Origin of the sequence: Falsiroseomonas oryziterrae (assembly GCF_021864505.1) — a bacterium.
Classification (GTDB): domain Bacteria; phylum Pseudomonadota; class Alphaproteobacteria; order Acetobacterales; family Acetobacteraceae; genus Falsiroseomonas; species Falsiroseomonas oryziterrae.
Window position 1 is genome coordinate 22,554 of the sequence record NZ_JAKJIB010000010.1, and the last position, 14,498, is coordinate 37,051.

The 14,498-nt window shown below is 70.7% G+C and carries 10 protein-coding genes and 1 tRNA gene; 3 read left to right on the forward strand and 8 right to left on the reverse strand.

Annotation, left to right across the window (positions count from 1 at the left end; genetic code table 11):
- Positions 1-44 precede the first annotated feature (44 nt).
- Both L2I40_RS02190 and L2I40_RS02195 read right to left on the reverse strand, forming a co-directional pair.
- Entirely contained in the window at positions 45-2,261 is a 2,217-nt protein-coding gene (locus tag L2I40_RS02190; protein ID WP_237213220.1) for a hypothetical protein, read from the reverse strand.
- Positions 2,258-3,352 (reverse strand): GSCFA domain-containing protein, encoded by a 1,095-nt coding sequence (locus L2I40_RS02195; RefSeq protein WP_237213221.1) that lies wholly within the window; start codon positions 3,350-3,352, stop codon positions 2,258-2,260. The genes L2I40_RS02190 and L2I40_RS02195 overlap by 4 nt, the downstream gene beginning before the upstream one ends.
- A 308-nt stretch (positions 3,353-3,660) precedes the next feature.
- On the opposite strand from L2I40_RS02195, the gene L2I40_RS02200 reads away from it, so the two are divergent.
- Complete coding sequence (locus tag L2I40_RS02200) at positions 3,661-6,990, forward strand: glycosyltransferase 61 family protein (protein ID WP_237213222.1); 3,330 nt, start codon at positions 3,661-3,663, stop codon at positions 6,988-6,990.
- A gap of 111 nt (positions 6,991-7,101) precedes the next feature.
- Here L2I40_RS02200 and L2I40_RS02205 read toward each other — a convergent pair.
- Positions 7,102-7,178: transfer RNA gene (locus L2I40_RS02205), tRNA-Arg, on the reverse strand.
- A 164-nt stretch (positions 7,179-7,342) separates the two neighbouring features.
- On the opposite strand from L2I40_RS02205, the gene L2I40_RS02210 reads away from it, so the two are divergent.
- Complete coding sequence (locus L2I40_RS02210; protein WP_237213223.1) at positions 7,343-9,091, forward strand: ShlB/FhaC/HecB family hemolysin secretion/activation protein; 1,749 nt, start codon at positions 7,343-7,345, stop codon at positions 9,089-9,091.
- A 177-nt stretch (positions 9,092-9,268) separates the two neighbouring features.
- On the opposite strand, the gene L2I40_RS02215 is transcribed toward L2I40_RS02210, so the two are convergent.
- The 5 genes from L2I40_RS02215 to L2I40_RS02235 form a co-directional block, all read right to left on the reverse strand.
- Positions 9,269-9,595, reverse strand: a complete 327-nt coding sequence (locus L2I40_RS02215; protein ID WP_237213224.1) for an NADH dehydrogenase ubiquinone Fe-S protein 4 — start codon at positions 9,593-9,595, stop codon at positions 9,269-9,271.
- Between the two features lie 75 nt (positions 9,596-9,670).
- Positions 9,671-10,642, reverse strand: coding sequence for a KpsF/GutQ family sugar-phosphate isomerase (locus tag L2I40_RS02220; protein WP_237213225.1), 972 nt, complete (start codon positions 10,640-10,642; stop codon positions 9,671-9,673).
- The gene (locus L2I40_RS02225) at positions 10,639-11,370 is read right to left on the reverse strand and encodes a 3-deoxy-manno-octulosonate cytidylyltransferase (protein WP_237213226.1); all 732 of its coding nucleotides are present in this window, start codon (positions 11,368-11,370) and stop codon (positions 10,639-10,641) included. The genes L2I40_RS02220 and L2I40_RS02225 overlap by 4 nt, the downstream gene beginning before the upstream one ends.
- A gap of 9 nt (positions 11,371-11,379) precedes the next feature.
- Positions 11,380-12,207 (reverse strand): 3-deoxy-8-phosphooctulonate synthase, encoded by an 828-nt coding sequence (gene kdsA / locus L2I40_RS02230; RefSeq protein WP_237213227.1) that lies wholly within the window; start codon positions 12,205-12,207, stop codon positions 11,380-11,382.
- A 58-nt stretch (positions 12,208-12,265) separates the two neighbouring features.
- A complete protein-coding gene (locus tag L2I40_RS02235; RefSeq protein WP_237213228.1) occupies positions 12,266-13,246 on the reverse strand; it encodes an NAD-dependent epimerase/dehydratase family protein in 981 nt (326 codons plus the stop codon).
- A 334-nt stretch (positions 13,247-13,580) separates the two neighbouring features.
- Here L2I40_RS02235 and L2I40_RS02240 point away from each other — a divergent pair.
- A partial coding sequence (locus tag L2I40_RS02240; RefSeq protein WP_372490982.1) for a glycosyltransferase occupies positions 13,581-14,498 on the forward strand: 918 nt, incomplete at its 3' end.

Genomic DNA, 14,498 nt, shown 5'->3' on the forward strand with positions numbered 1-14,498 from the left:
CCTTCGCGCGGTGCGGAAACTGCCGCTGGCGCAGGCGAAGGCGATCACCGTCCGATATGCGTCGCTGTGCGGGGCTCGCCCGGGTGGCCCCAGACGAAGGTGCCGAACAGTCGCATGGCCGCCGGCAGTCCCGCGCGCGATTCGACGTAGCGGTAGCGGTTGTTGACCGTCCGCTCGACGCCGCCCGCACCGAAATTCTCCTGGTCGGCGGCGGTACTCTCGGAGATCAGCGGCCGAATGACGCGGAGCAGGTAGTCGCGGCGGATGATCTGTGGGTTGTTGGAGAAGGTCGGCGTGCGGCAAAGCCGGCTTTCGCGATCCCGCCTGCCCTGGGTCAGAATGCTGTCGTAGCCGGCGACGACGTTCGATCGGCGGGCGTATCGGATGTAGAAGGCATCCGGCCGCGCCAGCATCGTCTCCACCACGCGCGAGAGCGGCGGACACTCCGGCTGGAACTCCAGGTCGTGCTCGATCAGCAGCACGAGGTCGGTCCTGGCCCGCGCCATGGCGTCGAGCCATTGCCGCCTGAGCCCATTGCCGTGATTGACCACGAGCCCGAGGCCGGCCTCCGCGCACCAGGCTTCGAGATTGCGGCGGTAGATCGCGTTCTCCTCGGTCTCTCGATGGTCGTAGAGCACTGTGATCGGGAAGTCCGGTCGCAACTCCATCCGCTCGCGCATGGTCATCACCGTGCGCTGGATCAGGCCGAGACCGGGCCCGGCGAGGTCGCCGAAGACCTGCAGCTTCTCCTTGCGGTGGAGATGCGTGAAGACGAAGGCCTCCACGGCAGGCTGGACGGGCGCCGGCGCCAGCGCATCGGCGGCATGTGCAAGCAGCGTCGCGAGCAGTGGATCCCCGGACGCCTCGGGCAGGTCCAGCGCCGCCTCGAACCCTGCCTTGGCGGCCGCGAGGTCCCCGGCGTCGAGCGCGACACAGGCCTCGCCGAGCAGGGCCGGCAGCATAGCGGGCCGCTCCGCCCGCGCCGTGCCGTAGAACAGGCCGGCCCGCTCCGGCAGATCGAGCAACAGCAGCGCGTCACCCAACAAACGCCAGATCTCGGCGGCGTCGCGCTCGGCGGCGATCTCCTCGCGGAGGCGTTCGGCCTCGGTGACAAAGAAATGGAGCGCGCCGCGGTCGCGCACCGTGATCGCCGCGGCAAGTCCACCCCGGACCGCCTCGGCGCGGAGCGGCGCGACCGCGCCCTCGTGCAGTGCACGCTGGTAGATCTTCAGGCGGTCGGACCAGCTCAGCAGGACCTTGGACCGCGCCGCGGCGAGTTCGGCGCCCAGCGGAAGCACGCCCCCCGCCATGGCGAGCAGCCTCTCCCGCAAGGTCCGGGCCTGCTCCACGTGATCGCGGCCGCGAGCGGCAGCGGTGAGATAGCGCTCGGCCACGGCGGCGAAGCCCGCGCGGTCGGTGCTTAGATCGACTTCGGCGAGCGCCGCCTCGAACATCGCAAAGCCCGCTTCTGTGTCGCCGGCGGCGCAAAGCGCCTCCGCGCGCATCAGCGTCACGGCATGGCGCGCCGGCGTCCCCTGGGCGTCGTCGAAGCAGGTCGCGAAATCCAGCAGGCGCGGCAGCTGGAGGGCGCCATAGGCGGCGTTGGCGTGATGGCGGTCGCTCGGTTCGCCGAATTCGGGCCGCAGGAAGCTCGCCCGCGGCAGGCCCTGATACGCCTCGATCGGCGCCCGCAGCACGGGGATGCCGAGGCCGGCGAGTTCCGCATCGATCGCACCGCGCGCGAGCCGGTCGATCTCGAGCACCGCCTCCGGCGCTCCCGTCTTTTTCACCCCGATATCATCGCGCCGCACCGGCGGGGATTCCACGACGAAGAAGCGTACGCCGGCGCGGCGAAGGTCGGCGAGCCAGGCGAAGGCATGGCGGAAATGCTCGCGCACGATGGCCGTGACGGCGGCGTCGCTGACGGGCTGGAGCCCCTCCGCGCAGCAGCGCCAGGGCCGGTGCGTCCGCCAGGTCGCGCTCCAGAGCAGCAGGCTGGTGGAGAAGGGCAGCGATATCGCGAAGACGTCGCCCTCCGGTCGCATCACGGCGCTGCCGCTGACGGCCAGGAAGCGTCGGGCCATGTTCTCGTCGAGAAAGCCGACGCCGCCGGGCGCAAGGTGATGGAACGGCTTGAGCGTGGCCGGGAAGGAGAACAGCTTGACGATCGGCACCGCGTCCGGCCAGGCGCCGGCAGGCAAGGCGCGCCGGCCCAAAGCCAGCGACACGACATGCGAATCGCCGAGCACATGGAGCCTCATCGCGCGCTGGCCAGTTCCGGATCGATCTCGACCTCGTCGCAGATGACCCGCATCGCCTCGGCCTCGTCGGCATCCTCCGCCTCGGCAGGGCCAGCCGCGCTCGGCAGTGCCTCGACCGGAACGCCAAGCCCGCAGGCCCCGAGGAAGCAAGCCATGACGCGCTCCACCGCCCCCGCCCGCACATTGCGGCGGTCTGCCTCGAAGCAGTCGCCGGAAAGATGCGACGTCACGAGTTCGAAGGAGGGAAAGTAGTCCACGCCGGGATCGCCCGCGGCGACCTCGGCGGCCGCCGCGCGGAGCACGGCCTTCGCCTGGGCGGTCGCCACGACGACGTGGGCATCGGTGGCGGTGGCGACCAGCGGCACCGGCGAGACCGTCAGCAGCAGCCGGAGCGCCGGGTTGACCTCCCGCCCCAGCGCGAGCACGGCGCGGAGATCCTCGACGACCTCGGCGACGGTGAGATTGCGGAAGATGTGGCGGGCGGGGTCGAACTCGCCGGCCACGGTGCCCGGGCAGACGGGATAGGCGTGCCCTTCGACGGCGTTCATCCAGCATTCCGTCAGGCCCAGCGTGAAGACCAGGAGGCCGGCCTGCTCGATCAGGCGGCGGATCGCGGCATGGTGGGCGCGCCGCAACGCCCGCATCTCCTCTTCCGAGCCGAATCCACCGGGCTCGATGGCGGGGCGCATCGGATCGAACCAGCGACCGCCCTGCTCCCAGGCTTCCTCGATGGCGCGGCGGCCGAGCGCGGCTTCCACCAGATTGCGAAGCTGGCGGGCGGTGTAGATGTTGCCGTATCGCGCGGAGTAGAGGCCGTAGCCGAAATCGGCCCAGCGATCCGGCGGTAGAAGTCCCGGCGCGGGCTCGACGTCGAGCAGGTTGCAGCCGGCCTTCCGCAGGGCGCGAGTGACGTGCTGGGCGAAGCAACTGCCCGCCGTGGCGATCGGCGTGTCGCGGTCGATGGAGAACTTCGGGCGGTAGATATCTCCGGCCTCGCCCGCCGCCCAGGCAGCAGCGGTCCGGCGCCAGAAGTGGCGGTCGGGCAGCCTGGCATAGGGATGCTCGTGTCGCACGGGGCGATCGGGGCTCATGCGGCTGTCTTAACAATGCGCCCGAGCCGCGACCAGCACCTGGCGGTACGCCTTGATCACCGGCGGCGCTTGACAGGCGATGCACAGCGGAAGTTGCCGATGGCACGCACGGCGGGGCAATCGGTTCGGGTCGATGAAGTGCCTGACGAGGACGTGCCTGGGTCCTCGTGACCCGCTCCATCGCAACCTATCAACCGGGTGGCCGAGGGGGCACGGACTGCACTCGCAACATCTTGCCGATCACCGTGGGCCCGGCCACGATTTGGGTTGAAGCGACGGTGGCAGTAGTCTGCGGAGAGTGCCCCACTTTGGAACGCCTGCTGACATGGTTCGGCACGCTGGTCTACGAGGACGCGGTGTCGGCTCTGTGCCATGGCGAAGCCGGCACGGCGCCGCGTAACTTCTTGGCCCCTGCGCAAGCGGAGACGGAGGCGGACGGGTATGTCCGGCTCCGCCGCGACGGCGTGTTGCTGGAGGCAGCCGAGGATGGCTCGCTGAGGCCAACGTTGGACCCACGCACGCCGCAGACGCGCTTCCTGAGAATCGCCGACGACCGCTTGCGCGCTCTGCTCGGCCTCGGCGCCCAGGATTGGACCCTGCATGACGGCCAGCACGTCAGGGCACAGGCGATACGACTCGGCCCCGGCTTTGCGCTCGAGTTCGGCCCCTGGCGCGTCGCCCTCGATGCTGATCCCAATACCTGCATCATCGAGAGCCAGGATGGCACCGTGCGGTGTTTGCGACTGGTCCACGATGATTGGCGCATAGGTCAGGCCCGAGCCTACCGGCCGCTAATCTATAGCTGCGCCTTCGGGTCCGACACGCAGTTCCGCCAACTGGAACTGTTCCTCCGCTCCATCTCCGAGTTTGGCGCGTATGACGGCCATATCCTGCTGGTCACCGACCGTGATGAAGCGGCGCTACGTCAACTGATCCCGACCGGCTTCGCCGACAAGATGGTCTTGGTACGGAAGCGCCCTGATTCGGTCTTTGCCATGCTCACGGCACGATATCAGATCGACGATCTACCCATCGAACGCTTCCAACCGGTCCTCTACCTCGACAGCGATGTGATCTGCGATGCGCCGATCGGGCCGTTGTTCGACGCCCTGAACTGCCGGGAGGGCTTTCACGCGGTGGCCGAATACCCTGGCCGCAGCGTGGCGGAAGCCGGCAAGCTGCGACCCTTCTTCGGCGCCTTCATCTTCAACAAACATCCGCCGAAGGGCGCTGCTCCGCAGTGCCTTAATTCTGGTTCCTTCGGCTTCGCGGATAAGGCAACGGCCGCGCCTGTATTTCGCCAGATGCTGACGAGCCTTCGCGCCTATGCCGCGACGGAGCCGGATTTCAATGCTGCGATCGGTGATCAGCCTTTCTTCAACTATGCCTTGCAAACGATCACGCGTCCCGACACGGACGTGCTCAACGGCTTCATCCGGACGCTGGGCAACCGCCAACCAGACCTGAGCGCGCCTCCCATCGGCCTCGTCCATTTCAACTCCGGCGTTGGGTACAGGGGCAAGCCAGCGGCGATGGCGGATTATCTTGCGCATTTGTCGCGCACGGGCCGTCCCGCCGCGCCAGCCATCCGGCTCAATCGCTCCATTCCCGGCCAGATGACCGACGTTGAGTTGCTGCGATTGATCGAGCTTGCACAAGCGGTTCCGCCCGGCGGCGTGATCGTTGAGGTCGGCAGCCTGTATGGCCTGTCAGCCTGGCACATGGCGAAGCACTGCTCGCCCGGGACGCGGGTCTTCTGCATAGATCCGTGGCAGCGTGTGAAGTGGATCATCCACGGTGTCGAAGGCCCGCAAAGCGCACCGCCGTTCGGGCGCGCGGCTTTCGATGCCTTCACTGCGGATTGCGACAACATCGTTGCGATTCAGGGCTACAGCCCCGAGGTCGCAAGGGATTGGTCGTTGCCGGTCGATCTCTTTGTCGATGACGCCGTCCACACGAATCCGGCACTCGCCGAGAACATCGCGTTCTGGTCGGAACATGTGAAGCCCGGAGGCGTGATTGCCGGGCATGACTATGCCCGCAGATGGCCGGATGTGATCACAGAGGCCGAAAAACTTGCAGCGCGCTATGGCACGCGTGTCGAGTGCTTCGACTCTCTCTGGTCGGTCAAGAAACCCGATCCCGACGCCGTGGTGACCGCGCCGCTCCGACTGGAGGCGACGGCCCCCGCCGTCTCGCTGCCTGGCGTCGGCATGCGTCTGCCGCTTCGCTTGGTCGGAACTCTACCGGGCCCGCCGCCGGGCTCCGTGTCCGTTGATCTGACTTGGCCTGGCGGGCGCGCCTCGACAACTGCCCCGCTTCGCCTGAGTGAGCATGGGCATGAGCTCGCAGTGGAGTTGCCGGCTGGTGAGCTCCCGTCCGGTGAAACCGAGCTTTCCTTGGTTGTGCGAGACCACGGAGGCACGGCACTCGGCAGCCTCGGTCTCTCGGCCATGGTACCTCGATTCGAGACGCTCCCGCTCCCCCGCGCCCTGCCGGCCGCAGCGCTGCGTCGCTTTGTCCTCGGCTCGCTGCCGGAGGCCCGGCCAGGTGACCGGCTGCATGGCGACCTTCGCCTCATTCTGCGCGACGCCGTGGCGAAGCCGTGCACGCCGCTCGATCCGCTGGACGCCGAGCGAATGGAGAAAGCCGGCGGACTGCTCAAACGATTCACCCGCCCTTACTCCGAACCGCCGCTCGAAGCGGCGGTTATCGAGGGTGGAGCTGTTCTCGGAACAGCCGGCCTGGTCGCCTCGCCCCGGCTCGGGTTGCTCGACGAAAGTTGGCATGCGGGTAACCTCAGGATTCCGGCCGAGGCAGGGCTGGCGCCTTTCCTGACGCCGATGCAGGCCGCCCGCGAGGTGCCGACGGCAATCGTCACCCATTGCGGCACCTATGCCGGCAACAGGACCGACCATTACCATTTCCATGATGAGCACCTCGGCACGCTGCTACTTGCCGAGCAACTCCGCCAACACTTGCCGGAGGCCGAAGTGTTGGTGCCTCCGTACACCGCCTTCCACGCCGAGGCTGTCGGCCTGCTCGCTGCTGACCTTGGCGTCACCCGGACCCTGGCTACGGAACCAGTGCTCACCGCCGGCCACGCTGTCTTTCCTACGACGCTCGTCATGGCCCGCGACCGCTCGGTTGACCTGATGACGGCGAAAGCCATGCAGCGCGTCCGCGCCAGCGTACTGCGCAGCGGACACCCGCCTCAGGGGGAACGCGTGGTCTACGTCTCACGGCTCGGCAGCGCGAGGCGGCGCATGAGAAATGAGGCCGCGCTGATGTCGCGCATGGAAGCGCTGGGCGGACGCGTTTTCGACGCGCGCGAACTCGGCTACCGCGAGCAGGTTCTCGCCTTCACCGAAGCGCGCCTCATCGTCGGGCCGCACGGCGCGGGGCTGTCGAATATCGGTTTTGCGCCGCCGGGTTGCTCGATCGTCGAGATTTTTCAATCCAGCTTCGTGTGGCCGCAGTTCGCTCGGCTCGCAGGGCTGCTCGGCCACCGCTACCGTTGCTTCACCCAGGCCGAGACAGCCCCCGACCCTGCCGAGCCAGACAGCTGGACGCTCGACATCGACGCCTTCCTCGCCTTCCTCGACCCGATCCTCGAAAAGGCGGCGCGGGCCGCCTGAACCGCGTCGCCTAGGCAGACCCGGACACGGCGGCGACCCAGCGGCCGCCGCACGATCAGCGAGATGAAGGCGCGCCGCCCCGCCTCGCCCGCTGGACCTGAGGCAGGCGTCTGGCGCGCCCGGAGGGACTCGAACCCCCGACCGACGGATTAGAAATCCGATGCTCTGTCCAGCTGAGCTACGGGCGCCTGTGACGCCGCGCTTACCACCCTGGCCGCCGCGCGAGTAGGCATCGACGCATCAAGCCCATTGCCCTGACCTTCACGGATAAGCAACGATAGGTTGATAAATGGCGCGCCCCTAACAGCGTATCGGTTTGTCCGGCATGGCGGGCCGCCCCCGAGGAAGGACAGTGCGGCCCATCCACGCGCGACTGCCGGCCCTGGCCGGCGCCCTCGCCATGCTCGCGCCGGCTGCGCCGGCCTGGGCCCAACTGCCGCCGCCTCTTCCCGGGGTGATCGAGCGGGTCGCACCCCCTGCCCCGCCGGACCTCGGCCCGTCGCTGCTGCCGCCGGAGCCGGAGGCCGCCGTCGGCCCGGGCGCGCAACGCGCTGTCCGGATCGGGCGCGCCACGATCGCGGGCAACCAAGCCCTGCCGGACGGCGTGCTCCGCCAGTCGCTGGCTGCCGTGGAAGGCCGTAGCGTGACGCTCGCGGAGGTCGAGGCCGCGCGCCTCGGTGTGCTGCGCGCGTATCGGGAGGCCGGCTTTCCCTACGTCGCCGTCGCGGCGAGCCTGGTCGCGGAGCCGGACGGCGCGGCGGGGCTCCGCATCCTGATCACCGAGGGCTTCGTCGCCGACCTGCTGCTCGAAGGCGAGATCGAGCCGGCGGCGCAGCCGGCGCGACAATTCCTGCAGCCTCTGGTCGGCGAGCGGCCGCTGCCGGGCGCGGCGCTGGAACGCGCGCTGCTGCTCGCCTCCGACATCCCCGGCGTGACGGCGCGCGGCGTGCTGCGGCCGCTGCCGGGAGAGCCGGGCGCGCTGCAGCTCGTGGTGCGGCTGGAGCGGCGGGCCGTGACCGGCTTCTTCAGCCTGGACAATCGCGGCTTCGAGGGAACCGGTGCCTGGCAGGGGCTGCTGGTCGGCCAGCTCAACAGCCTGACCTCGCTCGGCGAGCGGACGGAGGTCGCGCTGCTCGGCACGGACGGTGCCGGCCAGGGCTTCGTGCAGGTGACGGAGGAGCTGTTCCTCGGTGCCTCGGGGCTGCGGCTGCGCGCCTATGCGGGCGCCGGCCGCGCCGTGCCGGGCTCGCCGCTCGCCGCGATCGGCTATGTCGGCGACACGCGCGTCGCCGGCGCGGCGCTGCTCTATCCGCTGATCCGCAGCCGCCCGCTCAATCTCACCCTGACCGCCGGGCTCGATGCCTTCGAGAGCACGGTGGAGGCGCGCGACGCGCCGGGGCTCGGACGCACGCGGCAGGGTCGCGACGCGGTGCGCGTGCTGCGCTTCGGCGTCGAGGGCGCGGCGCTCGACGGCCTTGTCGGCTTCGCGCCGGTCGCCGCCTCCACCGCCGGCTCGCTCCGGCTGTCGCAGGGGATCGAGGCGCTCGGCGCCTCGGCCGATGGGCGCGGCTCCCGCCCCGGCAGCGAGTCCGGCTTCACCAAGCTCGTCGCGGAGGTGACGCGGCTGCAGCCGCTGGCCGAGTTCGAGGGCTGGCTGCTCGCGCTGCAGGGCAGCGTCGCGGGGCAATGGAGCGAGGATGTGCTGCCGCCGGCCGAGAAGTTCTTCCTCGGCGGCACCCGGCTGGGCCGCGGCTTCTATGCCGGCCAGGTGACGGGCGACCGCGCTGTGGCCGGGTCGCTCGAGCTCCAACTGGGCCGGCTGTTCGAGATCGCGATGCCAGCCGGCTGGCCGGGCGGGGCGGAGCTGCGCCTCGGCAGCCAGTTCTACCTGTTCCGCGACATGGGCTGGGCCGAGGACAACGGGCCTGCCGCGCTCGACCGGCGATTGTCATCCTGGGGCGGCGGCGTCAGGCTGCAATTCGACGAGCGCGTCCAGCTGGACCTGGAAGGCGTCCGCCGCATCACGCGCCGTCCGGATGGCGTGGCCGCCGACGAACTGTCGGAACACGCTGCCTTCGTGCGGCTGCTGGTCAGGTTCTGAGGGCGCGACCCGAGTTGTGCGACCGGGATACTGGCCAGCGCAGATACCGGGGCGGCCAAGCGAGGGTGCGGCCGCACAGCGGCCGCCGCGCCACGACCGTCAGGCCCGCCGGGCGCGCCATGTCTGCGGCGCGCAAAGCCAAGCGCGCGGAGCGCGCGCCGGCGCCTGAGGCAATAATCAGTGCGTCCAGTTGTCGGTCCGGCCGAAGCGGAAATTGTCGGCGTAGCTCTTCGGCTTGATCTCGGCGCGCACCGGCGGCGCGGGCTCGACCTCATAGGGGATGCCCTTCGCCTCGGCATAGGCCACCGCCGCCTCGGCGGTCGGGAAGGCGAGGCGCAGTTGGCCGTTGGTGTCGCCCGAGCCGGACCAGCCGGTCAGCGGGTCGATCCGCTTCGGCTCCAGCGGCTCGTATTGCAGGACCCAGTCCTGCGTGCGGGCGCGGCCGGACTGCATGGGGGATTTCGGCGCGCGGTAGATGCGCGCCTTCTGGCTCTCGTGCGGCATGGCGCGCAACCTAGCACCGGGGCGCCGGGCGGTCCAAGGCGCGGGCCCGGCGTCGAACGCCCGACGGGCGGCGCCCTACATCACCCCCGCCCGCAGCAGGTCGTGCAGGTGCAGGATGCCGACGGGGCGCCCGTCCTCCACCACGAAGAGGCTCGTGATCCGCTTCTCGTTCATCACGCCGAGCAGGTCGGGGGCGAGGTCCTCGGGCGCCGCGGTGCGCGGCGTGCGGGTCATCGCCTCGGCCACCGGACGATCCATCGCCAGGCCGCGCTGGAAGGCGCGCCGCAGGTCGCCGTCGGTCAGCACGCCGACGAGGCGACCGTCCTCCACCACGCCGGTAACCCCGAAGCGCCGCGACGTCATCTCCACGATCGCCTGTTCGAGCGTCGCCGCGGGCGGCACGAGCGGCAGCTCGGCCGGCCCGTGCATGAGGTCACGCGCATGCTTGAGCCGCGCGCCGAGCTTGCCGCCCGGATGGAACTCCCGGAAATCCTGGGGCGAGAAGCCGCGCGCCTCCAGCAGGGCCATCGCCAGGGCATCGCCGAGGGCGAGCTGCATCGTCGTGCTGGTGGTCGGCGCCAGCCCGTTCGGGCAGGCCTCCGGCATCCGCGGCAGCGCCAGCAGGATGTCGGCCGCGCTGCCGAGCGCACTGTCGGGCCGCGAGGTGATGGCGATCAGCTTCACGTCGAAGCGGCGCGTATAGGCGATGATGTCGGCGAGTTCCGGCGCCTCGCCCGACCAGGAGAGCGCGAGCACCGCATCCTCGCGCCCGATCATGCCGAGGTCGCCGTGGCTCGCTTCCGCCGGGTGCACGAAATGCGCCGGCGTGCCGGTGGAGGCCAGCGTCGCCGCGATCTTGCGCCCGACATGGCCGGACTTGCCCATGCCGGTGACGATCACGCGCCCGGGCAGCGCCAGGGTGAGTGCCACGGCTTCGAGCACGCGCGCGCCGAGCTCGCCCTCCAGCGCGCCATGCAGCGCCTGCAGCCCCTCCACTTCCAGCGTGAGGGTGCGCAGCAGGGTCGCGCGCCGTGCCGCCTCGCTCACGCCAGCATCTCCCGCGCGCGCGCCAGGTCCTCCGGCGTGTCCACGCCAAGCGGCACCGCGTCCACCGCCACCGCCTCGATGCGCATCCCGGCCTCCAGCGCGCGCAGCTGCTCGAGCTTCTCGCGCTTCTCGAGGCCGGAGGGCGGCAGCGCCACGAAGCGCGCCAGCGCCGCGCGCCGCCACGCATAGAGCCCGATATGGTGCCAGAGCGGCCCCTCGCCCCAGGGCGCCGTGGCGCGGGTGAAGTAGAGGCAGCGGAAGCGGCCGGGCGCCAGCTCGCTGCCCACCATCTTCACCACCTGCGAGGCCGTCCGCTCCTCCTCCCGCGTGATCTCCGCGACCAGGGTCGCGAGATCCACCGCCGGATCCATCAGCGGGATCAGCGCGGCGCGGATCGTGGCGGGCTCGATGGTCGGCAGGTCGCCCTGCACGTTCACCACCGCATCGTGCAGGCCGGTCGGGTCGAGCGCCGAGACCGCCTCATGGATGCGGTCGGAGCCGGAGGGATGGTCGGCGCGGGTCATCTGCACGCGCCCGCCCGCGCGCGTCACCGCCTCCGCGATCTCCGCGCTGTCGGTGGCGACAACGACCTCGCCGATCGCGGCTTCCACGGCGCGGCGCCAGACATGCACGATCATCGGCTCGCCATGGATGTCGGCCATCGGCTTGTTCGGCAGCCGCGTGGCCGCCATGCGCGCGGGGATCAGGACGAGCGGGTTGAGGTTCATGGCCCGATCTCAGAAGCCCTTCACCAGCGCGTCGATCGCCTGCAGGCGGGCGATCAGCGCCTCGAACTCCCGCAGCGGGACCATGTTCGGCCCGTCCGACGGCGCCTTGTCGGGGTCGGGATGCGTCTCGATGAAGAGGCCCGCGACACCGACCGCGACGGCGGCGCGCGCCAGCGTCTCGACGAACTCCCGCTGCCCGCCCGAGGAACTCCCCTGCCCCCCCGGCTGCTGCACGGAATGCGTCGCGTCGAACACCACGGGGTGGCCGGTGCGCGCCATGATCGGCAGCGCGCGCATGTCGGAGACCAGCGTGTTGTATCCGAAGGACGCGCCGCGCTCGGTCAGGATCACGCGCGGGTTGCCAGCGTCGGTGACCTTGGCCGCGACGTTCACCATGTCCCACGGCGCCAGGAACTGGCCCTTCTTGACGTTCACCGCCCGCCCCGTGGCTGCGGCGGCGAGCAGCAGGTCGGTCTGGCGGCAGAGAAAGGCCGGGATCTGCAGCACGTCCACCGCCTCCGCCACCGGGGCGCATTGCGCGCTCTCATGCACGTCGGTCAGCACCGGCAGGCCGAGGCTCTCGCGGATTTCGGCGAAGACCGGCAGCGCGGCGGCCATGCCCATCCCGCGCGCCGCCTTGCCGGAGGTGCGGTTCGCCTTGTCGAAGCTCGTCTTGTAGATCAGCCCGATGCCGCGCCGCGCGGCGATCTCCTTCAGCGCCTGCGCGGTCTCCAGCGCATGCGCGCGGCTTTCCATCTGGCAGGGCCCGGCGATCAGCGCGATGGGCAGGCTGTTGGCCAGCCGCACCGGGCCGACCTCGACGATCTGGGGTGTCATGGGGCGGGTGGCTGCCACCGCCGGGGCGGCGGCGCAAGGGCCGGGGCGCCGGGCCCGGTCAGCCGAAATGCCCGCGCCACCAGGCGACGAAGCGGCCGAGCCCGGTGCGAAGGTCCGTGCTGGGGCGCCAGCCGAAGTCGCGCTGCATCGCCGAGACGTCGGCGAAGGTGGCCGGCACGTCGCCCGGCTGCATCGGCAGCAACTCGCGGACCGCCTTCACCCCGAGCAACTCCTCGAGGAGCGCGACCATGTCCAGCAGCTCCTCGGGGTGGCTGTTCCCGATGTTGTGGATCCGGTGCGCGGGCTCGGCCGGCGGGTGGTCCAGCACCGCCAGCACGCCGGAGACGACGTCGTCCACATAGGTGAAGTCGCGCCGCATGCGGCCGCCATTGAACAGGCGGATCGGGCGGCCCTGCAGCATCGCCTCGGTGAACAGCCAATAGGCCATGTCGGGCCGTCCCCAGGGCCCGTAGACGGTGAAGAAGCGCAGCCCGCTGATGCGCAGGCCATAGAGCTGCGCGTAGCTCGTCGCCATCAGCTCCGCCCCGAGCTTGGTCGCGGCGTAGAGCGAGGCGGGGCGGTCGGTGCGGTCGCCCTCGACGAAGGCGCCGTCGGTACGCGAACCGTAGACCGAGCTGGTCGAGGCGTGCACGAGATGCCGGATCCGTCCCTCGCTGCGGCGCACGCCTTCCAGCACCGCCAGCGTCCCGGTGACGTTCGCCGCTGTGTAGGCGAAGGGCGCCTCGAGCGACCAGCGCACGCCGGCCTGGGCGCCGAGATGCACGACGCGGTCGAGCCCCGGATGCGCCGCGAAGAGGTCCAGCACCGCGCCGTGGTCGGCCAGGTCCACCCGGTGGAAGCCGAAGGCGCCGGGCGGCGCGCCGCCGGTCAGCGCCTGGAGTCGCGCATGTTTCAGGGCCGGATCGTAGTAGGGGTTCAGGTTGTCGAGGCCGACCACCTGTTCGCCGCGCGCCAGCAGGGCCTGGCAGACATGCGCGCCGATGAAGCCGGCGGCGCCGGTGACGAGGATCTGGCCCACGCTTCCCTCTGCGAACTCTGCGAATCCTGCGCCATGCGCTGCGGCAGCGCCGGGCGACATGCCGCCGGCTGGCCGCGCTCCGGCATGGGCCCGAGGACGGCGGCCGTTCCGCCAAGGCGGTCAGGATAGCGGCGCGGCATCCCCCCCGCCACCCGCCTCGCGCAGAGGGCGATCGGGGGCGGCGGGGATGGCGCGCAGGTTGGGCCGTCGCTATGAGGGACCCGCCTTGAGGCCGGGCCGCGCGCCGGCATCCACCGTTTCGGGAACTCGACGTGGGGAGCAGCCCAATCCGCCTCGCGCGCCGTCGCGCAGCCCCGGCCAGGCCGCGCGTCGCATGAGCCGGGTGAACATCGTCACCTCCGACCGCGGCTGGATCCTCGAAAGGCTGGCGCATGAGATCTCCCGCCGCCTTCCCTATGTGAGCTTCGGCGACGGTCCCGACCCGGATGCGGCGATCCAGTACTACATGACCTTCGCGTGCCGCCGGCGGCGCCTGTCGCCGGTCGAGGTCGCCTACTTCGCCCATCTCGAGCCCGAGGGCGAGGCGCATGACCGGTTCTTCGCCGTGGCGCGCGATGTGGAGCACTGCGTCTGCCACGCGCGGCTCTACGAAGGCGTGCTGCGCGACGCGGGCATCGCGCAGGTGACGACCATCTCGCCCGGCGTCGACCTCGAGACCTTCCAGCCGAAGCTCCGGATCGGCGTGGTCGGCCGCACCTACCACACCGGGCGCAAGGGCGAGCACCTCGTCGCGCAGGTGATGGACATCCCGGAGATCGAGTGGTCCTTCACCGGCGAGGGCTGGCCCGGACCTGCCCTGTCCCTGCCCGATGCGGCGATGCCCGACTACTACCGCGGCCTCGACTACGTGCTCGTTCCGGCGCTCTACGAGGGCGGGCCGATGTGCGTGGCCGAGGCGCTCGCCTGCGGCACGGAGGTGATCGCGCCTGCGATCGGCTGGGTGCCGGAATTCCCGCACGAAGAATACGAGGTCGGCAACGCGGCCGACCTGCGGCGCGTGCTGCTCCGACTGGTCGAGAAGAAGCGCGCCCTGCGTGCAAGCGTCCTTGACCGGACCTGGGACGGCTGGGCGGAGGGCCATGACCGCGTCTTCCGTGCGGTGGCCGCCGGCGCGGGCCTGTCGCTCGCCCCCGCCGCCCCGCGGTCGCCGCGGCGGACGCGGCCCCGCTCGGTCGGGCTCTTCCTGCACGGCAACGAGGCGCGGTCGCAGGGCGGTCCGTCGGTGCGCGTG